The organism is Ruegeria sp. AL1, from assembly GCF_056540905.1.
In genome coordinates this window covers 1-22,227 of the sequence record NZ_JBQFXP010000010.1, presented here as the reverse complement: position 1 = coordinate 22,227, position 22,227 = coordinate 1, and the positions used below count along the sequence as shown (strand labels likewise).

General features: G+C 57.7%; 21 protein-coding genes. 15 read left to right on the top strand and 6 right to left on the bottom strand.

From position 1 onward, the window contains the following. Positions 1-10: 10 nt before the first annotated feature. The 4 genes from ACRZ9X_RS16045 to ACRZ9X_RS16030 are packed head-to-tail and all read right to left on the bottom strand — an operon-like array spanning position 11 to position 3,945. Positions 11-871 carry a sugar phosphate isomerase/epimerase family protein gene (locus tag ACRZ9X_RS16045; protein ID WP_480520639.1) on the bottom strand — a complete coding sequence of 287 codons (861 nt, stop codon included), beginning with the start codon at positions 869-871 and terminating at the stop codon, positions 11-13. A 3-nt stretch (positions 872-874) separates the two neighbouring features. Continuing rightward, a complete protein-coding gene (locus tag ACRZ9X_RS16040; RefSeq protein WP_480520637.1) occupies positions 875-2,023 on the bottom strand; it encodes a dihydrodipicolinate synthase family protein in 1,149 nt (382 codons plus the stop codon). Between the two features lie 9 nt (positions 2,024-2,032). Beyond that, positions 2,033-2,803 (bottom strand): 3-ketoacyl-ACP reductase, encoded by a 771-nt coding sequence (locus ACRZ9X_RS16035; protein WP_480520635.1) that lies wholly within the window; start codon positions 2,801-2,803, stop codon positions 2,033-2,035. Beyond that, positions 2,800-3,945, bottom strand: a complete 1,146-nt coding sequence (locus ACRZ9X_RS16030; protein WP_480520633.1) for an acyl-CoA dehydrogenase family protein — start codon at positions 3,943-3,945, stop codon at positions 2,800-2,802. Before ACRZ9X_RS16030 ends, ACRZ9X_RS16035 begins: the two co-directional genes overlap by 4 nt. Before the next feature lie 156 nt (positions 3,946-4,101). Between ACRZ9X_RS16030 and ACRZ9X_RS16025 the strand changes: the two genes are divergently transcribed. From ACRZ9X_RS16025 to ACRZ9X_RS15985, 9 genes are all read left to right on the top strand, one after another. Then, positions 4,102-5,118, top strand: a complete 1,017-nt coding sequence (locus tag ACRZ9X_RS16025; RefSeq protein WP_480520631.1) for an aldo/keto reductase — start codon at positions 4,102-4,104, stop codon at positions 5,116-5,118. Beyond that, the gene (locus ACRZ9X_RS16020) at positions 5,115-5,564 is read left to right on the top strand and encodes a MaoC family dehydratase (RefSeq protein ID WP_480520629.1); all 450 of its coding nucleotides are present in this window, start codon (positions 5,115-5,117) and stop codon (positions 5,562-5,564) included. The genes ACRZ9X_RS16025 and ACRZ9X_RS16020 overlap by 4 nt, the downstream gene beginning before the upstream one ends. 263 nt (positions 5,565-5,827) lie before the next feature. Beyond that, on the top strand, positions 5,828-7,858 hold the full coding sequence (locus ACRZ9X_RS16015) for an ABC transporter substrate-binding protein (RefSeq protein WP_480520628.1): 2,031 nt from the start codon (positions 5,828-5,830) through the stop codon (positions 7,856-7,858). 70 nt (positions 7,859-7,928) lie between these two features. After that, positions 7,929-8,933 (top strand): ABC transporter permease, encoded by a 1,005-nt coding sequence (locus tag ACRZ9X_RS16010; RefSeq protein ID WP_480520626.1) that lies wholly within the window; start codon positions 7,929-7,931, stop codon positions 8,931-8,933. Continuing rightward, positions 8,933-10,063 (top strand): ABC transporter permease, encoded by a 1,131-nt coding sequence (locus ACRZ9X_RS16005; RefSeq protein ID WP_480520624.1) that lies wholly within the window; start codon positions 8,933-8,935, stop codon positions 10,061-10,063. Before ACRZ9X_RS16010 ends, ACRZ9X_RS16005 begins: the two co-directional genes overlap by 1 nt. Next, complete coding sequence (locus ACRZ9X_RS16000; protein WP_480520622.1) at positions 10,060-11,073, top strand: ABC transporter ATP-binding protein; 1,014 nt, start codon at positions 10,060-10,062, stop codon at positions 11,071-11,073. Before ACRZ9X_RS16005 ends, ACRZ9X_RS16000 begins: the two co-directional genes overlap by 4 nt. Further along, positions 11,060-12,076: an ABC transporter ATP-binding protein gene (locus tag ACRZ9X_RS15995; RefSeq protein WP_480520620.1), complete on the top strand. Its 1,017-nt coding sequence runs from the start codon at positions 11,060-11,062 to the stop codon at positions 12,074-12,076. Before ACRZ9X_RS16000 ends, ACRZ9X_RS15995 begins: the two co-directional genes overlap by 14 nt. Next, positions 12,069-13,586: a sulfatase-like hydrolase/transferase gene (locus tag ACRZ9X_RS15990; protein WP_480520618.1), complete on the top strand. Its 1,518-nt coding sequence runs from the start codon at positions 12,069-12,071 to the stop codon at positions 13,584-13,586. The genes ACRZ9X_RS15995 and ACRZ9X_RS15990 overlap by 8 nt, the downstream gene beginning before the upstream one ends. A 9-nt stretch (positions 13,587-13,595) precedes the next feature. After that, entirely contained in the window at positions 13,596-14,105 is a 510-nt protein-coding gene (locus tag ACRZ9X_RS15985; protein WP_480520616.1) for a hypothetical protein, read from the top strand. Between the two features lie 19 nt (positions 14,106-14,124). On the opposite strand, the gene ACRZ9X_RS15980 is transcribed toward ACRZ9X_RS15985, so the two are convergent. Together ACRZ9X_RS15980 and ACRZ9X_RS15975 are read right to left on the bottom strand one after the other, a co-directional pair. Next, the gene (locus ACRZ9X_RS15980; protein WP_480520614.1) at positions 14,125-15,129 is read right to left on the bottom strand and encodes a LacI family DNA-binding transcriptional regulator; all 1,005 of its coding nucleotides are present in this window, start codon (positions 15,127-15,129) and stop codon (positions 14,125-14,127) included. Positions 15,130-15,497: 368 nt separating this feature from the next. Beyond that, positions 15,498-16,280, bottom strand: a complete 783-nt coding sequence (locus ACRZ9X_RS15975; RefSeq protein WP_480520612.1) for an IclR family transcriptional regulator — start codon at positions 16,278-16,280, stop codon at positions 15,498-15,500. Between the two features lie 157 nt (positions 16,281-16,437). Here ACRZ9X_RS15975 and ACRZ9X_RS15970 point away from each other — a divergent pair, with 157 nt between their 5' ends. The 6 genes from ACRZ9X_RS15970 to ACRZ9X_RS15945 all read left to right on the top strand — a co-directional run bounded on the left by ACRZ9X_RS15970 (position 16,438) and on the right by ACRZ9X_RS15945 (position 22,135). Continuing rightward, on the top strand, positions 16,438-17,760 hold the full coding sequence (locus tag ACRZ9X_RS15970) for an extracellular solute-binding protein (RefSeq protein ID WP_480520610.1): 1,323 nt from the start codon (positions 16,438-16,440) through the stop codon (positions 17,758-17,760). A gap of 69 nt (positions 17,761-17,829) precedes the next feature. Further along, the gene (locus tag ACRZ9X_RS15965; RefSeq protein ID WP_480520608.1) at positions 17,830-18,723 is read left to right on the top strand and encodes a carbohydrate ABC transporter permease; all 894 of its coding nucleotides are present in this window, start codon (positions 17,830-17,832) and stop codon (positions 18,721-18,723) included. A gap of 4 nt (positions 18,724-18,727) precedes the next feature. Next, a complete protein-coding gene (locus ACRZ9X_RS15960) occupies positions 18,728-19,591 on the top strand; it encodes a carbohydrate ABC transporter permease (RefSeq protein WP_480520606.1) in 864 nt (287 codons plus the stop codon). Positions 19,592-19,595: 4 nt separating this feature from the next. Then, positions 19,596-20,690 carry an ABC transporter ATP-binding protein gene (locus ACRZ9X_RS15955; protein ID WP_480520604.1) on the top strand — a complete coding sequence of 365 codons (1,095 nt, stop codon included), beginning with the start codon at positions 19,596-19,598 and terminating at the stop codon, positions 20,688-20,690. A 6-nt stretch (positions 20,691-20,696) separates the two neighbouring features. After that, positions 20,697-21,806, top strand: coding sequence for a mandelate racemase/muconate lactonizing enzyme family protein (locus ACRZ9X_RS15950; protein ID WP_480520602.1), 1,110 nt, complete (start codon positions 20,697-20,699; stop codon positions 21,804-21,806). After that, entirely contained in the window at positions 21,806-22,135 is a 330-nt protein-coding gene (locus ACRZ9X_RS15945; RefSeq protein WP_480520600.1) for an L-rhamnose mutarotase, read from the top strand. Before ACRZ9X_RS15950 ends, ACRZ9X_RS15945 begins: the two co-directional genes overlap by 1 nt. Positions 22,136-22,227: the final 92 nt, after the last annotated feature.

Sequence of the window (22,227 nt, the reverse complement as noted above, 5' to 3'; positions counted from 1 at the left end):
TGAGACCGGCCTAGCACTGGCAGCGAAACCGGGTGACGATGGTGTCCAGAACCTCGTCCGGGTCACGTTTCCACCAGTTGTTGGCCGAGAAGATCTCGACCTCACACAACCCGTCGTAGCCGGCGTGTTCGACTGCGGCGCGTATCGCAGGCAGATCGGCTACCCCGTCTCCCATCATGCCACGATCCAGCAGGATGTCTGTCGTATCCGCCAACCAGTCGCACAAGTGATACCCCAGGATGCGGCCGTTTGCCCGGGTGGCTAACGTGTCAGCCAAAGTCGTGTCCCACCACACGTGATAGACGTCGATGGCAACGCCCACGTTATCAGCCCCGACAGCATCACAAACGTTCAGCGCATCTGCGGCGGTCATCAGGCATGTTCGGTTACCTGCGGTCGCAGGGTTCAGCGGCTCCAACGCCAGTTGAACCCCGCGCTGCGCCGCGTATGGGGCCGCGCGCGCGACGCGGTCCGCCAGAATCTTCTGGCTATCCAAAACGCCCTTGGTGCCGGGCTCGGGCCCGCCGGTGACAATGGTCAGGACCGAGGTGCCAAGATCTGCCGCCTGATCGATGGACATGTGGAAATCGTCCATGATCTGCTGATCCGAGGGCAACGCAAGCGGGCCGGTCAGAAATGGCGTGCGACACAAGCCAACCACCTGCATGCCTGCGGCGCGGACTCGTTCTCCGATCTGGGCTGCGCGCCCGTCCAGTTCCCGTCGCCAGAAGGTGATCCCGCCATAGCCGCGTGCAGCGCAGGCATCGATTACCTGCTCAGGCGACCACCCCGCGCCGTGCCCATCCAGGTTATGACCCAGCGTTGCTGTATTCAGCGCGAGTGCGGAATGATCGTTCGAGAAGTCGCGCAAGTCTCAGACTCCGTAGAGTTTCAACATATGCTCCATACGTTCCACCGCCAGATCGATGTCGCGCAGCAATCCGCATTCGTCGGCCATTTTGAAGCAATCGATGAAATAGGGCAAAGAACGTGTGGACTGGGCGCCGTTCAACATGATGAAATGATCCTGGAACCCGTTCAGCCATGCCAGAAAGACCACGCCGGTCTTGTAGTATTGTGTGGGCGCGCGGAAGATGTGTCGGGCCAATGGAACGGTGGGATCGAGCGTCGCGCGGAAGGTTTTGGAATCTCCTTCGCTCAGCTTGCTGACCGCATAGGCCGCCGCCGGGGCGAGGGGGTCGAAAATGCCCAGCAGCGCATGCGAAAAGCCCTGATCATCACCTTCGATCAACTCAGGATAGTTAAAATCGTCGCCCGTATACATCTTGACACCATCGGGCAACAGGCGGCGCATAATGATTTCTTTTTGAGCATCCAGAAGCGAAATCTTGATTCCGTCCACTTTGCCGGGATTGGATCGGATCACGGTCAAAGCGGTTTCAAGCGCGTTGTCAAAACTGTTGCCGCCCCAATACCCGGCCAATTGAGGATCGAACATCTCCCCCAGCCAGTGCAGAATAACCGGGTGGTCGCAGGCATTCAGCACGTCTGTATAGACCGAGATATAATCGTCCGGTCCGCGCGCCACCTTGGCCAGCGCGCGCGAGGCCATCAGGATGATCCGCCCGTCCAGTTTCTGAATTGCTTCGACCTGTTCCAAATAGGCGCGGCGGACATCATCCAACGATGTTGCATCTTTCGGATCCAAGTGGTCCGTGCCGCATCCGTTGGCAACCAATGCGTCAGGGAGCTCTTCTTTCGTGCGGCGGATGAGCTCCAGTGCACCGGGCCAATCCAGCCCCATGCCACGTTGGGCCGTGTCCATCGCCTCGGCGATGCCCATGCCCATGCCTGCCAGATAGTGGCGGAACTCCATGGTTTTGGCCCAGTCCACGTGGGCCGGGCCGGTCGGGTCGTGATCACCAAACGGGTCGGCCACCACATGCGCGGCGGAATACAACACTCGGGCCGAATTTTCGCTCAGCTTCGACGGCGTAACCGGCGTACCCACCAGCGCATAGTCGTGAAGTTTGCCGGTGGTGTCGGGCAGTTTGATTTTCATCGGTCGACCTCAAAAACGGGGTACAAGCATCCCGGCATCAGCCGAGATCACCTGTCCGGTGGTATAGGGAAGCTTTCCGCTCGCAAGCGCGGCGATGATATTGCCCATATCTTCGGGCTGCCCGACGCGCGGGAACAGTGTCAGCCCGTCTTTGGCGCGCTGGTCATACATCTCGATAACCGGGGCGGTCATCTCGGTGGCGATCAGACCGGGTTGCACGTCATAGACCGCAATGTCCTCGGGGCCCAGTCGCACGGCAAAGGTTTTCGAGATCATCGCGGCCGCGGCCTTCGACGCACAATATTCCGCACGGGGCGCGGCGACGGCTATAGCGTTGGATGAGGTCACATTGACGATGGAATGGAAGGCCTCGGCGTTCCGGTCGCGTCCGAGCAGGCGTTTGGCGAAACTCTGTGACAGAAAGAACATCGCCTTGGTGTTGATTGCCATGCAGCGGTCATAGCTCTGTTCGGACACCTCCAGCAGATCGCCGCGTTGCAGGACGCCGACACCTGCATTGTTGACCAAAGTGGTCAGCGGGCCAAGTTGGTCTTCGATCGCGGCCAGTTGCGCATCGTGGCTTTTGATGTCCGAGACGTCAAAAGCAGCAGCCATGGCCGGAACTCCAAGAGCGCGGATCGTCTCGAGCGCAGCCTTCAATTCGGCATCCCGTTGCGGGCCATTGACGGCAATCGCAAACCCTTCTCGCGCCAGGGCCACTGCTGCTGCAAGTCCGATACCGCGTGATGACCCCGTTACAAGTGCTGCCTGTCTGCTCATGCGGCGGCCCCTTTTGCCAGCAATTCCCTCGCGATAATCATACGTTGAATCTGGTTTGTGCCTTCATAAATCTGAGTGATTTTGGCATCGCGGTACAAACGTTCGACCTCAAAGCCTCGGATATAACCTGATCCCCCAAAGACTTGTACAGCGTCGGACGAGCGCTGTACCGCCATGTCACCGGCAAAACACTTGGCCATGGAACAGGCTTTGGTCGCGTCCTGCCCAGTGTCGATCTTGTACGCGGCCGAGAACACCAGCAAGCGTGCTGCTTCGACATCCTTGGCGATATCGGCCAGCAACCATTGCACGCCCTGAAAGTCGGCAATCGGTTTGTTGAACTGTTTGCGTTGCTGGGCATATTCCGTGGCGGCCTCAAGCCCGGCCTGACCGATCCCCACGGCCAGCGCGGCGATGCCAACTCGGCCCTTGTCCAAAACGCTCATCATCATATGAAAGCCGCGCCCTTCGGTGCCCAGCAATGCATCAGCAGGCAGACGCACATCGTCGAAAGACAGCGGCCCAACCTGACTGGCGCGCTGACCCATCTTGATCTCTTTGGGGCCGCGCGTTACCCCATCTGCGTGCAGGTCGACCAGAAAAATCGACATACCGCGATGCCCGGCCTCGGGGTCGGAGCGGGCCAGGACAAAACCAACATCGGCCACAGGCGCGTTGTGAATCCATATCTTGCCTCCGTTTAGCACCCATCCGTCCCCGTCCCGAACAGCGGTGGTGCGAATGCCCGAGACATCGGTCCCTGCTTCGGGCTCGGTGATGCAATAGGCTGGGCGCAGTTTGGCGGTGAGCAGATTGCCCAGCCACTTCTGTTGCTGCTCGACGGTCCCGTGACGCACGAGCAAGGTGGTCACCAGCTCTAGCAGCCCGCACTGATCCGCGATCGAGGCATAGCCACGCGACAGTTCTTCCATCACCAATGCGTAGGTCAGGGTATCGAAACCCGGTCCGCCCAGGTTTTCGGGAACACAGATGCCGAACAGGCCAAGCTCGGCCATTTGATCATAGATTTCAGAAGGAAATCGCGACTCATGGTCCAGCTCCTCTGCGGCCGGGCGGATAACGTCCTGCGCGAATTGGCGGGTCATGTCACGGACTTGGATATGTGTTTCGGTCAGAAACATGGTATCGCACCTTAATGTAACCAATCAGTTACTAATATGATGCCACCTACTGGTTCGTCAAGTGGGTTGATCGCGTGGGGAAACTGATATAAATAACCAATCAGTTACTTAAAATCACGCAAATCCAACAAAGCGGTTTGCATCAGGGAGGTTTGCATGACACCGAATTCCAAGGTCAAATTTGGCCGCGTCGATCTTGAGGTCTCTACCTTTGGGTTTGGAACCGCGCCGATCGGCAACATCTTTCGTGAAATCGATGAACAGACTTCGGATGCCATGATTCAGCACGCTTGGGATGCGGGGGTTCGCTATTTCGACACGGCGCCCATGTACGGCCATGGTCTGTCCGAATTGCGAACCGGTCAAAGTCTGCGTTGGAAGAACCGCGATGACTTTGTGTTGTCGTCAAAAGTTGGCCGTGTGCTCAAGCCCGCCCGTCGTCAGGATATCGCCTATGAGCCCTGGACCAACGCCGCGCCATTCACGATGCATTTCGACTATAGCTATGATGGCGTGATGCGCTCGGTCGAAGACAGTTTGCAACGTATGGCGCTGGAGCGGATGGATATCTGTTTCATTCACGATATAGACGTGTTTACGCGCGGCGACGAGCAGCCCGAGGTGTTCAGGCAGGCGATGGATGGCGCGTGGAAGGCTCTGGAAAGCCTGCGCGATCAGGGCGTTGTAAAGGCCATTGGTGTCGGGGTGAATGAATGGGAAGTCTGCCACGCCGCGTTGGAACAGCGCGACTTTGACTGTTTCCTGCTGGCCGGGCGCTATACGCTGCTGGAACAGGACGCGCTGGATAAGTTCCTGCCGCTATGTGAAGACCGCGGTGCTGCTGTTGTTGTGGGTGGCGGCTTCAATTCGGGCATTCTGGCCACCGGTGCGAAAGAGGGTGCAAAATACAATTACGCACCCGCACCCGCAGATATCATGGACAAGGTTCGCAAGATTGAGACGGTGTGCGCCGAATACAATGTACCGCTGCCAGCTGCCGCGCTGCAGTTTGTTGTCGCGCACCCTGCTGTCCCGACTTTCATGGCCGGCACCCGGACGGTCGAGCAGCTGGATCAGAACCTGAACTGGTTCAGCCATGATATCCCGACCGCGTTCTGGGCCGATCTGAAATCAAAAGGGTTGCTGCGCGAGGATGCCCCGGTTCCGGCATGACAGATTCGTTGCCCTCTGGCGTCTATGGGTTTCACGATCTGCAGGTCGGAGATGTCATTCGCACCGGGTCTGCCGAAATTTCGGCGGACCTGATATCCGATTTTGCCAATCTGACTGGCGATAAATATGTTCTGCACCTCGACGATGACGCGGCGCAGGCCCGCGGTTTCAAATCGCGGGTGGCGCATGGCCTACTGATTTTGTCGGTGGTCGATGGATTGAAATTCCGGTCAGATGCAAAAATTGATGGATTGGCATCATTGGGTTGGGACTGGCGCTTTGAAAAACCTGTTTTCGCCGGGGATGTGATCCGGGCCGAACTGACTGTGATATCCAAGCGTGTCACAAAAGGGTCGGGGCGCGGAATCGCCACCTTCCGGTTTGATGTGTTGAATCAGGACGGTCAGCGCGTGCAGCACGGCACCAATGAACTGATTTTTGAGTAACTTCCTGATGAAGATTCGGAGTTCAGCACGCAGTGCGTATATGGGCAGACGAGAAGTGATCAGCCTGCTTTTAAGGTAACTCCGATGGAAATTGCGCGCAGCTCATTTGCGAGGCATTTCGTTGACAAGCCGTAAACCGGCTCAGTTTCGTTCCGAACAAGGGTGCAAAAAAAATTTGGACTCTGTCGTAAAAACGTTATTAATTGTGAGTATGCTCACGAGAGCACAATAACAGTGCAACTGAAACACCAGTGGGGACAATAATGAAATACTTAGCTTCCGTCAGCTTCATGGTGCTGGCCAATGCCGCCTTTGCAGCCTGTCCGGCAATCACCGTCAGCGATCCGCAAAACATCAGCGGCGCTTTTCCGAAACAGCTTGAACTGGCCGAATTCGAAGCGGCTGCAAACTGTGACCTGGCATTCAGCGAGAACCCTGACATTGGCGCGCTGAACGCACGCATTGTCGGGAATGGCGATCTGCCTGTCGTCGCGGACCGGCTGCCGGAAGAGCCGCTGGTTGTCATGCCTCTCACCTTGATCGGCAAATATGGCGGTGTCTTGGACGGGTACTCGAATGCGACGGAATCCGGCACCTCGGACCTGTTGTCGGTACGTCATGTGAACCTGACCCGGTTCGATAGCGATCTGCTGACCATCAAGCCGAATGTCGCCAAGTCGTTCGAATGGAATGATGACTTTACCGCCATCACATTCACGCTGCGCAAAGGCCACAAATGGTCCGATGGTGCACCATTCACGTCGGCTGACGTCGAGTTCTGGCTCGAGAACATGACCAAGGACGAGAACGTCATCGGTTCGGTCAAAGATATCTGGGTCGTGGCCGATGAGGTCATGGGCATCGAGATCATTGATGACCAGACTTTCACGTTCACTTTTGCTGCTCCGAATCCGGGCTTCCTGGCTGCGCTGTCGCAATATTACGGACAGCCATTTCAGCCAAAGCACTTCCTGGGTCAGTTCCATCCCGAGATCAATCCGGATGCGGACAAGCGGGCGCAAGAAGCCGGGTTTGAAAACGGGTACGAAGTCATTGCCTTCTACTTTGGCGGGTCGGACTGGAAAGATGTCCCGTCACCCTACCTGAAGGATGCTTCCAAGATCGATGGCCTACCCGCGGCTGTTGTTCCGACATTGGAAAGCCATATCGTAATCGAAGACACGACGGAAACCCGTCGCGTGGTTGCAAACCCCTATTATCACGTCGTGGATACAGCGGGTCAGCAATTGCCTTATGTCAATGAAATCTTCGAGCAGTATATCCCAGACGCGGAAGTGCGTTTGCTGAAGATGCTGAATGGTGAGGCGGACTATAAATCGCAATCCAACCAGCTGACCCAGGCGCCGACATTGCTGGACGGTCAGGAAGCTGGCAATTACACGGTCAGCCTGCGCCCAGCGATTACAATTCCGACCCTTGGTTTCAACCACACAGCCAAGGATGAGGAAAAGCGGGCAATTTTCTCGTCGCAGGACTTCAACCTGGCCATGTCTCACGCCATCAACCGGGATGAGTTGAATGAGCTGGCCAATTTCGGTCTTGGCAAGCCTTCGCAATATATTGCCTTCGATCCGGTGCCGGAATTTGCCAGCGAAGAGCAGACCTCGTTTGCTACCGCCTATGACCCCGAGAAGACCAAAACCCTTTTGGACGGTCTGGGTCTGGCAGATACAGATGGTGATGGTTTCCGCGAATTGCCGTCGGGTGCCAAGCTGGTCCTGAACCTGCAATTCTCGACGCAAGGTATGACCGTTCAAACCGCCGAAGCCGTCGCCCAATACTGGAGTGATGCAGGTATTCAGACCAACATCAAAGAGGTCACCTCGGATGAATACCGCGCGGCGCAATCGGCCAACGAGCTGGATATCACTGCGTGGAACAACGGTCGTCCGGCGGCCCTCATGCAGGGCAATATCGACCGTTTGGTGGTTCCGTTCGGCACGTTTTTCCACCAGCGCAACGGGATGTTGTGGGATCGCCATTTGACAACCAATGGTGCGGAAGGGGTTGAGCCGCCCGCATGGACGGTCGAGCTGGCTGCCCTGGCCAAAGAGTGGCAGACAACCACGCCGGGCTCGGATGCTTATAATGAGCTTGGATCGAAGATTATCGACCTGCAGCTGGCTAACATGCAGTATATTGGGACGGTCCAGACACAGAACATCGTCTACCGGTCCAACAAGCTGCAGAATATGGATGAGTTCAAGACATGGTCTTATGACTATTACCGGACCTATCCCTATCACGCTGACCAGTGGTGGCTCGACGAATAATCGAACATGACCACAAGGCAAGGACGGCCCGTGCCGGCCGTCCTTGCCGCATCTGAAGAGTTTACCAAACATGTCCTCTTTCGCCCGCTTCCTGTTGTCTCGTTTCGGGGCAGCACTGACCACGATGCTGCTGGTGTCGTTTCTTGTGTTTACCCTTATGGAACTGGTCCCCGGAAACTGCGCCGAGCGCTTTCTGGCCTACAAAGACACGCAAGGTGTGGTGGTCACCGCCGAAGATATTCGCGCCGAAGAGGTGCGCATGGGCCTTGACCGTCCTTATGTCATCCGTTGGCTGAACTGGGTGTCGGGCATTTTCTTCCGGTTTGACTTTGGCGAAAGCTGTCTGTGGCGCGTCGATGTGACTCAATTGGTCGGAGACAAGATGGTGTTGTCTCTGGCACTGTCGTTTACCGCGTTGATGCTCACCTATGCGATTTCGATCCCCGTCGGGATGGCCTCGGCCACCATGCGTGACAGCTGGTTCGACAGCTCTCTGCGGGTGATCAGCTATCTAGGTCTGGCCTTGCCGAACTTCCTTCTGGCGCTGTGTGTTATGCTGTTTTCGACCATCGTGTTCGGAGAGACCCTGACCGGACTGTTCAGTCCCGAATATCGGGACGCTCCGTGGTCCTGGGATAAATTCAAGGACATGATGAGCCGGGCTTGGCTGCCGATCGTGATACTGGCCTGGTCGGCCACGGCAATTCAACTGCAAACCGTGCGGGCCTTGATGTCCGATGAAAAGGACAAATTATATGTGACTGCCGCCCGCGCGCGCGGGCAATCCGGGACGGGGTTGTTGCTGAAGTATCCCGGACGCCACGCGCTGGGACCGGTGATCAACAGCCTTGGCTTCGACCTGAATCGCGTGTTCAACGATCTGCCTATCGTGGCTGCGGTTCTGGTTTTGACAGATGCCGGAGCGCTGTTGCTGGACGCGTTGGCAAAGTCCAATGATCAACAGCTTGCTGGTGCAATCATCCTGATGATGACTGCGGTGATCGTCTTCTTCAACTTTCTGACCGATATCCTTTTGGCCGTTATCGATCCGCGTGTCCGGAAAGGGTTTTTCTGATGGCTTTGAGCATATTCAAGAAACGCAGCCTGTCCAAAGAAGACTATTTCACCGCCTCGCAGAGCAAGCTGATCTGGGAACGGTTCCGGCGCAAGAAATCGGCTCGGATTGCTGCCAATATCCTGATATTCATAATCCTTAGCGGTATCTTTGCCTCGTTTCTGTCGCCATACGAACCCAATGCGGCGGGGCGTGATACGGAATACGTGAACGGAGCGCCTCAGCTGCCGAAATTCTGTGACGCAGCAGGCTGCAGCCTGAGGCCCTTTATCCATAAGGTGGAACGACACCGCGGCGCGGATACCAATTTTCGCTGGGTGACCCGCGAAACTGATGAACGCAATTACCTCACGTTTCTGCCCAAAGGCTGGGACTACAAAATGCTGGGGATCACCTTCGACCGGCACCTGTTCGGTGTTGAAGAAGGGTTCATCCACGTTTTCGGGACTGATGCGGGGGGCAAGGACATCTTTTCGCGCACCCTGCATGCGGTGGGGGTCAGCCTGGCAGTCGGAACCGTCGGAGTGCTGATTTCCTTCGTTCTCGCGCTGATCATTGGCGGGTGCGCGGGGTATTTCGGCGGGCGGGTCGATATTGTTCTTCAGGCGCTGATGGACACGGTCAAGGCGGTGCCGACGATTCCGCTTTTCATGGCGCTTGCAGCGTTTATCCCGCAGGAATGGTCGGCGGAGATGCGGTTTTTCTTCATCTCGATGATCCTCGGCCTTGTTGGCTGGGGAACGCTGGCGCGCCGCATCCGCACCCATGTTCTGGCCGAGCGTACGGCAGATTATGTACTGGCGGCGCAGATGGCTGGTGCCCGTCCGGGTCACATCATCAGGCGGCATCTGTTGCCCAGTTTCACCAGCTATATCATCGTCGATCTGGTGATTTCTTTCCCGTATATGGTGCTCAGCGAAACCGCGCTCAGCTTTATCGGGCTGGGGCTGAAAGATCCGGTGAACTCGCTTGGGGTTATGCTTCAGAACGTGACCAATGTGGACGTGCTGTTGAACTATTCCTGGTATTTCATCCCGGTCCCGATCTTCGTCACGCTTGTCCTGGCGTTTGTTTTTGTTGGTGACGGCCTGCGCGATGCGGCCGACCCCTATGCGGAGCGAAAAGGATGAGCGAGCCAATCCTGAGCGTCGAAAACCTGACTGTAACGTTCCAGACAGGCGAAGGCCCTGTGCTTGCGGTCGATGATGTTTCCTTTGAACTGGCCGAAGGCGAGGTGCTGGGTCTGGTCGGCGAAAGCGGATCAGGCAAATCGGTGACGGCCAAAGCGATTATGCAGCTGAATGCGGGCAACACACACTATAGCGATGGCAGCCGGATTGCAGTGCGTGGCGATGGTGACCCTGTCGAGGTGATGCAACTGCGTTCGGAAAAAGAGCGCCGCGTGGTGCGCGGAGATCGCGTGTCGATGATCTTTCAGGAGCCGATGGCGAGTTTCGCCCCGGCACTGACCATCGGCAAGCAAATGGTCGAGCAGCTGCAATTGCATCGGAACCTGTCCAAGGCCGAAGCGAAACAGGTCTCGATCCAGATGCTGGAACGGGTCGGTATCTCGGATGCGGCCACGAGGTTCGGCCAGTATTCGTTTGAGCTGTCGGGGGGGATGCGGCAGCGCGCGATGATCGCCATGGCCTTGTCCACACATCCCGGCCTTCTGATCGCGGATGAGCCGACGACGGCGCTTGACGTGACCATTCAGGCGCAGGTGCTCGATCTGATCGAAGAACTGGCGCAGGAAAACAGGATGAGTGTTCTGTTCATCACCCATGATCTGGGCGTGATTGCGGAAACCGCGGACAAGGTCGCCGTGATGTATCTGGGCCGGATTGTCGAATATGGCGCCGTCGAGGATGTGATCCTGCGTCCGGCGCATCCCTACACGCGGGGTCTCTTGGATGCGTTGCCGAAGCTCTCGGATCTGACGGCTGCACTGACGCCTGTTCCGGGCGATATTCCCAGCCCGTTGGAGCGACCCGGTGGATGTGTCTTCCATACGCGCTGTCAGTTTGCCCGGGCCGGGCTGTGTGACAGTCAGGTTCCCCCGATGACCGAAGTTGCCGGACACAGTGCCGCCTGTCATCTGGCGCAAGAGATCGGAGATTACGTACATGACCACGACTGAACCGGTCTCGACCATCAGTATCCGCGATCTGATCGTGCGCTATGACGTCGGCGGTGCTTTTTTGGGCGGGCACAAATACCTGACGGCTGTCGATGGGGTTTCGCTGGATATTCCCAAGGGCAGCTTCTTTGGCCTTGTGGGTGAATCCGGATGCGGCAAGACCACGCTGGGACGCGCCACGCTCAACGCAGCGCCGGTCAGCGAAGGGTCGATTCACTTTACCGGCGATGACGGCCACGAGTTTGATCTGGGCGATCTGAAAGGCGACAAGCTGCGGGGTTTTCAGCGCGAAGCGCAGATGATCTTTCAGGATCCTTATGCGGCGTTAAGCCCGCGCATGACGGTGCGGGACATTATCGCCGAACCACTGGAAATCATGAAGATCACACGCTCGCGCAAGGAGACCGATGAACGGGTGCGCGAGATGGCGCGCCGTTGCCGGCTGAACCTCGAACATCTCCGCCGGTTTCCGCATGCGTTTTCGGGCGGCCAGCGGCAGCGGATTTCGATTGCGCGTGCTCTGGCCATGGGTCCCAACTATGTTGTGGCGGACGAAAGCGTCGCGGCGCTCGATGTATCGACGCAGGCAGATATTCTGAACCTGTTGCGCGAGCTGCAGGAGACGCTGCATCTGACCGTGCTGTTCATCAGCCATGACCTGAGCGTTGTGGCGCATGTCTGCGATATGGTGGCCGTGATGTATCTGGGCCGCATTGTCGAGATTGCGAAACCCGCCGATCTGTTCCGCAAGCCGCTGCATCCTTATTCGCAGGCACTGATCGGGTCAGTGCCCAAGCTCGACCCTCGCAAACGCGGCAAGCGCACCAAGCTGAAAGGCGAAATCCCCTCGCCGCTGAACCCGCCATCGGGCTGCCGGTTCCACACCCGTTGCCCTTTTGCGCAAGAGCGTTGCCGGACCGATGTTCCGCAGCTTGAGACGGTGGCAAAGGACCGGACGATTGCCTGTCATTTCCACGACGCTTTGGAGCCCTCCAATGTCTGACACACGCCCGAACATCCTGTTCATTACGGCCGATCAATGGCGTGGCGATTGTCTGGGCTATGCCGGACATGACGTTGTGAAGACCCCGAATATGGACGCGTTGGCTGCTGAGGGGACAGCATTTATGCAGCACTACGCTGCGGCGTCGCCTTGTTCGCCCGCGCGGGCGGCGATGTATACAGGCCTGTATCAGATGAATAATCGGGTTGTTGCAAACGGCGCTCCTCTGGATCACCGGTTCGACAATGTGGCCCGCGCCGCGCGACGGGCGGGATATGCGCCAACACTGTTTGGCTATACGGACATCGCGGCGGACCCGCGCGCCCACGATCCGAATGATCCCGCCGGGCGAACCTATGAAGGTGTCTTGCCGGGTTTCGACGTCGAGCAGCCGCTGATCGGGGATCGGGCTCCTTGGAAACGATGGCTCAAATCGCTTGGCTACGCCCCAGAGATTGTCGATGACCCCTACCGGTTGGCACCCGAGGAAAACGAACGCGTGCCCACCGGCCCTGCCGGGTTCAAGGCCGAACACAGTCAGACGGCTTATCTGACCGGACGTTTGATGGACTGGCTGGAACAGCATGACGCGGATCAAGGCTGGTTTGCGCATCTTTCCCTGATCCATCCGCATCCGCCCTTTATTGCACCCGCCCCCTATAATGACATGTACGACCCGGATCTGGGGCGCGACTTTCAGACCACCAGCCCCGAGGTCATGGCGGACCCGGTCGTGCAGATGCTGTTGAACAAACCCGTCGACGATTTTGTGCCGGGTGTCGAAGGGAACCTTCCTGACCTGAGTGTCGAAGACAAGCGCCGCATACGCAGCGTTTATTTTGGCTTGATAACCGAGGTGGACGCGCAACTGGGTCGGCTGTTCGATCACATCAAAGCGGCAGGGCAATGGGACAACACGATCATCATCATGACCTCGGATCATGGTGAGATGATGGGAGATTACGGGTTGTTCGGAAAAGGTGGTTTTTTCCCGGACAGCCAGCAAATTCCACTGATCATCCGCTTGCCGGGCCAGACAGATGGGCGTGTGTGCAACAGCTATACATCAGCGGTCGACCTGTTTCCGACGCTTTTGGGCCTGATCGGCGGCCGCGCGACCAACGCCCTGGATGGTCAGGATCTCGGCCCGATTCTGCGGGCGCAGACCGATCAAACAGGACAAGACGCTGCTTATTGGGAGTTTGACTACCGAGACCGCGTTCCAATGGGTGAAGAAGCGACAGAACATCTGGCTGATTTCCACCTTCAGGCGCGGTTGGACGCCGACATGCTTTATGTCAGCTCACCTGCAAGTCCGCCACTGTTGTTCGAAACGGGCGCCACCGCCATTTGCGCTGAAAACGTCGCCGAGCAGACGTCATTTCAGGGGAAACGTCTGCATGCGGCGGAAGCGCTCTTGCGGTTTCGACAAAGACGGAACGACCAGACATTGGCAGACCTGCGCGTGGGACCTGAAGGTGTGAAACGTGTTGGTGCGCCAGATCTCTGAGGACGAAGGATGTACTCGATTTGGCTTACCTTTGAAGAGACTCTGGCCCAAAAGCTGAGAGATCAGATTTCGACACTGGCCCGCCAAACTGGTGGCCCGGTGTTTGAGCCGCATCTGACCGTCGTCGGTGATCTGGACCTTCCACGTCACGAGGTGCTGCATCTGGCGAAATCGATCCGGTTGGCTTTTCAGCACGAATCTGGCGAATTTGGAAATATCGGCTTTGGGGCGACATATTTCCAATCGGTATTCCTAACAATAAAACTGCGCGAGGCTTTGGACGGGCTTAGGTCATCGCTGTTGGCGCAACTCGATTTGTCCGCAGAGTATCCGCCCCATGTCAGCCTGGCTTATGGCGTGGATGATACCAACATGCTGGTCGAGCATCTGAGCAGAATCGATCAGGAATTTTCCGGTTGTGTGGCCCGCTTTTCGGACCTCGTCGTCATGGCCTCGTCCGAGGACCGCCCAGTAGATCATTGGCGCAGTCTCGAGAAGTTTTCTCTGTCCGCGCAATAAGCCGATTTATTACAAAAACTCAGTGCGATTTACGCAGAACCAGTTGCGGTTCAATCAGCAACTGACGTGTTGGTTCTTCGGGGTGTTCCAGCCGTTGCTCTAACAACTGGATGATCCCGTCCACGGTCTCGGTGATCGAATTACGCACCGTCGTCAATTCAAACACGGGCCATCCAGCCATCGGGATGTCGTCAAACCCAATAACCGAAAGCTCTCTTGGAACTGAAATCCCAAAAGTTTCCCGCGCCGCCGATAAAACCCCCAAGGCCAATGCATCGTTCGAACAAAACACAGCATCCGGGGTGATGTTGTCCGAGAACAGCTTAGTGGCCGTTCGTTCACCGCCATGAAAGCTGAAATCACTGTGAATGATTTTGATGGGTTCCATGTTGTGCTCGTTGAGAGTGTTCACGAACCCGTCGAAGCGTTCTCTTTCCGAACTTAGTTGCGTGGGTCCGCCGACATAGGCGATGCGGTCACGTTTACGCTCAATCAAACAATGCGCAGCCAAGCTGGCACCCTGTGTGTTTTTGCAGACGATGTAATCGGCAAAATCGGAGTGCTCGGGCTGAGCACCAGACAATATGAGCGGTATTCCGAGGCGCCCGCATTGTTCGGCAAGGGCGGCGTCGATACTCCCGGCGCGGACAATCATCGCCTCAAGAGGGTAGGATAATACATCCAGCACGCGGGAATCCCGAATTCCGTCGCCATCACCGCCCAGAACAACAGGCCATTTCCCCATCCGAGTCAGGCGCTCGACCAGCCCGCTGATCACCTGAGTATCGTAGAAATTCGAAATGTTGCCGGACACGATGCCCACAAGGCGCGAGTCAGCACCTTTCAGGCTGCTTGCCAAAGCGTTGGGCCGATACCCCAGCTGATCTGCAGCCGCCAGAATTGCGCGGCGTTTTTCTTCTGAAACATATGTGCCATCACGAAAACACCGCGACACTGTATGGCGTGAAACACCAGCCTTCTCGGCAACATCCTGGGCTGTAACACGCCGTCCACGCTTCAACACTGTCTCACCTTGTCCATCCAAGCCAACGCTTAAGACGCGTTCCAGTGTATCTTACATGATCAGGCCGGAATTTGCTGGAACAAATTCAATGATTTCGCAACAAGATTTTATTGTTTTACAGTTACCAATCAATATGTCCGTAGAGGGTCGGTTTATGTTTGACCGTTATGATCACGATGCACTACTGGGCTGGTGTTTTGAAACACTATGACCAAGCTCATCCCGTCGGGTTTGAGGGAAGTTCCTTCGACCCGTACTGAGAGAGGCCGTAAAACCAATCAAGACACTTCGTAGAGAAGAATACGATAGCGCAGATAACTTCACTCTCCGCTAAAGACAGAACAGAAGTGCCGTGACCTGGCGGCGCGTCAACCTTGTGACTTACCGGTGTAGAAATCGGTCAGTTCCGTGGCCAACGCTTCGTAAAGCAAGTGAACTTCTTCAATTCCTGGAACGTCCAACTGGTCGATGCGCTCCAGAAACGGACAGTTCACCACGCTGATGGCCCGCCCTTCAAGGTTGAGTACCGGGTAGGCCAGGTTCGTCACGCCAACGGCGGTCGCTGATGGCATTCGTTCGTATCCCCACTCGCGAATTCTGGCGATGTGCTCCCGAAACTCGACCGGGTCCAGGTCGGGCTCACCTTGTGCAAGACGGTGTTTATCCAGCAGCTCATCAAGCTCGGCATCGCTGCGGAAGGCGGCCAGCACGCGGCCCGTCCCGGTGTTTCCCAATCCGATCACCGTTCCGACACGCAGGGCCAAGCCCCAATTCCCCGGCGACGCGATTGAGGACACGACGACAATATCACCGTTGCTTTCCATGCCCATATGACAGGATTGCCACGCCTTGCGGGTAACCGCGCGCATCTTGGGCGTTGCCATCTCAAGCAGCCGTTCCACCGGTGGATAGGCTTGAGAAATCGCAAACATCTTGAGGCTCAGCGAATAGAGGTCATCCTCGGTAGATCGAATGACATACCCGCGTCGCACCAACGTTGACAGCATCCGGTATATCTCGCTTTGGGATCGATCCAGAGCGCGCGCGATATCGCCCTGCGCCAGTCCATCCGCATGGCGCGAGAGCAGTTCGATAATATCCAGCCCCTTCTCCAGCGCAGGGGCGCGGTACTTTTCTGAAGCAGCAACCAAAATGTTCTCCCGGGCCGTATTTGCGAACCTTTGACCGTGAAATTGTCTTGAATTAGCGGCGGATGTCAATGTTGATTTATTTGTGAATAAATGTTTTAAATACGAATTATAGCGGTGCGCAAGGATCGCCATAATCAAATTTAGGGAGAAGCAAGTGATGAAATCGTCGAAAAAAATCAGCGGGTTGCTTGCCAGCTGCGCCGTCGTGGCCGCAGGTGCAGCTTACGCCGAATCAGATTGGGGTTCGTTCCCCGGGGCCGTCGTCGAGGCCAAGCTGATCGGGGGTCAGCAGTACGAAGCGCTGTATGGCCGGATTGCGGACTGGGAGGCCGCGACCGGGGCAAAGGTCGATATCATTTCGAAGAAAAGCCATTTTGAGATCGACAAGGAAATCAAGTCGGACATGGCGGCGGGCACCACCTCGTGGTGCGTGGGTTCGAACCACTCGTCCTTTGCGCCTCAGTACGAAGGTCTTTATGTTGACCTGACCGATTTGGTTCCCGCAGAAACGGTTGCAGAATTCGTGCCCGGAAACATCGGTGCGTCGACCGTGAACGGCGAGCTTCTGATGCTGCCGCGCGCGCAGTTTGATGTCTCGGTTCTGTATTACCTCAAGTCGAACTACGAAGACGCCGACAAGGCGGCAGCTTTTAAAGCGGAATACGGTTATGATCTGGCCGTTCCTGAAACATGGGAGCAGGTGAAGGATCAGGCGATCTTCTTCGCAGATCCGCCGAACTTCTATGGCACGCAATATGCCGGCAAGGACGAGGCCATCGTTGGCCGGTTCTACGAGATGGTCGTGGCCGAGGGCGGCAACTATCTGGACGAAAACAAGAAGCCCATCTTCAACTCGGAAGCGGGCCAGCGCGCATTGCAGTGGTTCGTTGACCTCTATGAGGCGCAAGCGGTTCCTGCAGGGACCACGTCGTATGTATGGGACGATCTGGGTCAGGGCTTTGCCAGCGGCACCGTCGCGCTGAACCTGGATTGGCCGGGCTGGGCCGGGTTCTTCAACGATCCTGAATCCTCAAAGGCCGCAGGCAATGTCGGTGTTGCGATCCAGCCGATGGGGTCGGTCACGCGCACTGGCTGGTCGGGCCATCACGGCTTCTCGGTCACCAATGACTGCGAAAACAAGGAAGCCGCCGTTTCATTGGTGAAATTCCTGACCAGCGAAGACAGCCAGCTGGCTGAATCCTCGGGCGGTTCGCTGCCCACCCGTAGCGCTGTTTGGGATGCGAACGTAAAAGCCGCTCAAGCGGGTGACGATCCGTTCCGCGCCGAAGCTCTGGCCGCCTTTGCTGCCGGTGCCGAATACGCGTTCGCGGTTCCGCCGATCCCGGAATGGGGTGAGACCACCAATATCGTCTTCCCCGAACTGCAAGCTGCTATCGTCGGTGACAAATCCGTCGAGGACGCGCTGAACGATGCCGCCGAGGCGGTGGACGAGCTGATGCGCGAGTCCGGTTACTACTAAGGCCTCCTCCGGCCCAAGCGGGGGTGGTTGCCACCCCCGCACCTTATACTCAATCCAAGGAAAGACGTTATGCGCCGCCGCTTACCGGAGTGGTTTGTCCTTCTGTTGCCTGCTTTCATCATCATGGCAGCCGTTGTTCTGATCCCGCTCCTCTTCTCGCTGTATTCCAGCTTTACCCCCTACAAGCTGACGCGCCCGTCGTCGCTGTGGCGCTGGATTGGCACGGCGAATTACGAAAAAATCCTTGGAGATTGGAAATTCTGGTCCGCGTTCGGCCGCACCGTACTGTTCCTGACCATCGCGCTGAACGTTGAACTGCTGCTGGGTCTGGGCATCGCGCTGATGATGAACAAGGTCACGTGGGGGCAGCGCACCCTGCGCACGATCCTGATGTTCCCGATGATGTTCTCGCCCATTCTGGTGGGCTTTCAGTTCAAGTTCATCTTCAACGACAATATCGGGTTGGTGAACAACGTCCTGCAATCACTGGGCTTCACCGATGCGGCGCTTCCGTGGCTGGTGGACGGCAAGTTGGCGATGTTCTCGATCATCTTCGCCGAGGTCTGGATGAGCACATCCGTCTTCGCGATACTGATCCTCGCCGGTCTGTTTGCCATGCCGCGCGACCCGCTTGAGGCGGCCAAGGTCGATGGTTGTACCGCATGGCAGACCTTCCGCCACATCACGCTGCCCTTCCTGATGCCGTTCATTTTCATCGCGATGACCATCCGCTCGCTGGATGTGGCGCGGGCCTATGACATCGTGCAGATCATGACCGGTGGCGGGCCTGCCCGCCGGACCGAGCTTCTGTGGACGTTGATGAGCCGCACCGGCTATGTCGATGCCCGAATGGGGCTGGCCAATGCGATGGGCTATGTCTCGATCCTGCTGTCGATTGCCTTCACCATCTATTTCTTCCGCAAACTCAGCGCCGCACGCGCCGAGCTGGGCATGGGGGGCTAAGCGCATGGACCGCAATCAATCCTACCGCAACCAGCGCCGCCTGATGAAAGCACTGCATCTCACCGGCCTGTTTCTGGTGATGTCGGTGATTTGCATTCCCGGTCTGTGGATCGTGCTGAACTCGTTCCGCCCGACGGTCGAGATCATGGCCAAACCGCCGGTCTGGACCCCGACTTTCACGCTGGACCACTACCGCGCCATGTTTGGCGGCGCGGGCGAAGGTGGCGTGCCGGTGTTCCAGTATTTCCGCAACTCGCTGATCGTGTCGGTCACGTCGACCGCGATTGCCATCCTGATCGGGATGGGCGGCGGCTATGCCTTTGCGCGCTATCGGTTCAAGTTCAAGAACGGCTATTTCGTCGGCCTGATGCTGTTCCGCGCTGTACCCGGTGTGGCCTTGTCGCTTCCACTGTTCATCGTCTTTGCCCGTGCGGGCCTGATCGACACCCATTTCGGCCTGATCCTTGTCTATGTGGCGATGAATGTGCCCTTTACCATCTGGCTGACCGATGGCTTCTTCCGCCAGATCCCCAAGGAACTGCATGAAGCGGCGGAAATCGACGGCTGCACCCGCTGGCAAGCCTTCTGGCGGGTCGAGTTTCCGGTGGCGCGCTCGGGCGTGGCCTCGGCGGCGATCTTCGCCTTCCTGACCTCGTGGAATGAATTCGCACTGGCCTCGCAGCTGACCCGTTCGGTGGGGTCCAAGACGATGCCCGTGGGCCTGCTGGATTTCACCGCTGAATTCACCATCAACTGGGGTGGCATGTGTGCATTGGCCGTGCTGATGATCCTGCCCGCCCTGATCCTGACCTTTATCGTGCAAAAGCACCTGATCGCCGGCCTGACCTTTGGCGGCGTGAAAGGATAATGAAATGACCGAAGTCACACTCACCAACGTTGTCAAGCGCTATGGTAAACAACAGGCCGTGCATGGCATCGACCTGGACATCCATGACGGAGAGTTTCTGGTGCTGGTCGGCCCCTCGGGCTGCGGCAAGTCCACCACGCTGCGGATGATCGCGGGGCTGGAGGACATTTCCGACGGAGAGATTTCTATCGGCAACCGGGTGGTCAATGACCTGCCGCCGCGTGAACGCAACATCTCGATGGTGTTTCAGAACTATGCGCTGTATCCGCATATGACCGTGCGCGAAAATCTGGGCTTTACGCTGCAGATTGCCAAGCGTCCTGAGGCCGAGATCACCAAGGCCGTGACCGAGGCGGCGGCGATCCTTGGTCTGGACGAGCTGATGGACCGCAAACCGGCGGAACTGTCCGGTGGTCAGCGCCAGCGCGTCGCCATGGGCCGTGCCATCGTGCGGCACCCGGATGTGTTTCTGTTTGACGAGCCGCTGTCGAATCTTGACGCCAAGCTGCGCACGCAGATGCGGGTCGAGATCAAGAAACTGCACCAGCGCGTCGGCAATACCATCGTTTACGTGACCCACGATCAGGTCGAGGCGATGACGCTGGCCGACCGTATCGTGCTGATGCGCGATGGCCATATCGTTCAGGTCGGCACTCCGTTGGAGCTGTTCAACACGCCGGTCAACACCTTTGCCGCGACCTTTATCGGCTCGCCTCCGATGAACCTTGTCGATGGGGTTGTCACCGATGCAGGGACCATCGTTCTGAAGGATGCGGTCACGGTGCCCGTCCCGGCCTCCGCACGCGACCACGTGCGGGCCGGACAGGCGATACAATTCGGCTTCCGCGCCGACAACCTGATGCCGGTCGGCCACGCGGTCGAGGAAAAGGGTGATCTGGTCGATTTGGAACTGCCCGTCGCGCTGGAAGAACCGCTGGGCACCGAAACCCTGCTGTTCGCCGAACTGGCAGGCGTCGAGGTTCAGGCCAAGATGTTCAACCCTCGCCCCGTGCATCCCGGCGAGACGCTGCCGTTCCACCTTGTTCTCGACAAATGCCACGTCTTCGACGCAGGCACCGGCGCGGCGCTGAGAGGGTAAGCAACCGTGGCCACGATCACTCATATCGAACTGCGCATGATCGACCTGATCCCCAAGGTCAAACGCGTCGATGCGATCCAGTCCTTTGTCAGTCAGGAAACGCCCATCGTGACCGTGACCGACAGCGACGGGGCGCAGGGTGTGGGCTATTGCTATACCATCGGCACCGGCGGCCCGTCGGTGATGGCGCTGCTTGAGAAAACGCTGGCACCCGCTCTGATCGGGCGTGATGCGGACCGGATCGAAGGCATCTGGCGCGATCTGCTGTTCCTGACCCATGCGACGGCGGTGGGGGCGATTACGTCGCTGGCCTTGGCTGCGATTGATACCGCTCTGTGGGATTTGCGCTGTCGTAAACAGGGGCTGCCGCTGTGGAAAGCCGCCGGTGGCACGCGGGATCGCATCCCGCTTTATTCGACCGAAGGAGGCTGGCTGCATCTGGAGACACAGGCCTTGGTCGATGACGCGCTGGCGATGCAGGCGCAGGGGTTCCGGGGCTCGAAGATCAAGATCGGGCGCGACCATCTGAGCGAAGATGCCGCCCGTCTGGCTGCTGTGCGCGAGGCGGTCGGGCCGGGTTATGAAATCCTGACCGATGGCAATCAAGGCTTTACCCTGTCCGAGGCGATCCGCCGGGCACAAGTCTTGGAAGACTATAATATCGGCTGGTTCGAGGAACCTCTGCCCGCCGATGACGTCGCGGGTCATGTCGAGCTGTCGCGCCGCACCTCGGTGCCGATTGCCGTCGGCGAAAGCATGTATTCGCTGAGCCAGTTCAAGGACTATCTGCAAGCGGGCGCGGCCAGCATCGTGCAGGTCGACGTCGCCCGCATCGGGGGGATTACCCCGTGGCTGAAGGTGGCGCATCTGGCCGAGGCATTTAACGTCATGGTCTGCCCCCATTTCCTGATGGAACTGCACCTGCCACTGGTCTGCGCCGTGCCGAATGCGAAATGGCTGGAATACATCCCGCAGCTTGACAGCGTGACCACGGACGCGATGCGCATCGAGGATGGGTTTGCCATTCCGTCAGATGTGCCGGGGCTTGGCATCGCGTGGGACTGGCAGGCTATTGCAGCCCAGTCCACGTCGATTGAGATCAGGGAGGGCGCATAATGCAACGCATGGGCATGGTGATCGGGGTGAAGCCCGAAAAACTGGACGAATACAAACGCCTGCACGCTGCCGTCTGGCCGGATGTGCTGGCGCAGATCGCCAACAGCAATATCCGCAACTATACTATTTTCCTACGTGAGCCCGAGAACCTCTTGTTCGGCTATTGGGAATATCACGGCACCGATTTCGAAGGGGACATGGCCCAAATGGCGCAGGACCCCAGAACGCAGGAATGGTGGAGTTTCACCGATCCTTGCCAAAACCCACTACCCAGCCGCGCCGAAGGTGAGCAATGGGCAATGATGACCGAAGTTTTCCATACGGATTGAGGACGACATGACCGAAGCACAGGGCCGTGTGGCCGGAAAGAAAGCACTGATTACCGCCGCAGGGCAGGGCATTGGCCGCGCGAGCGTCGAGA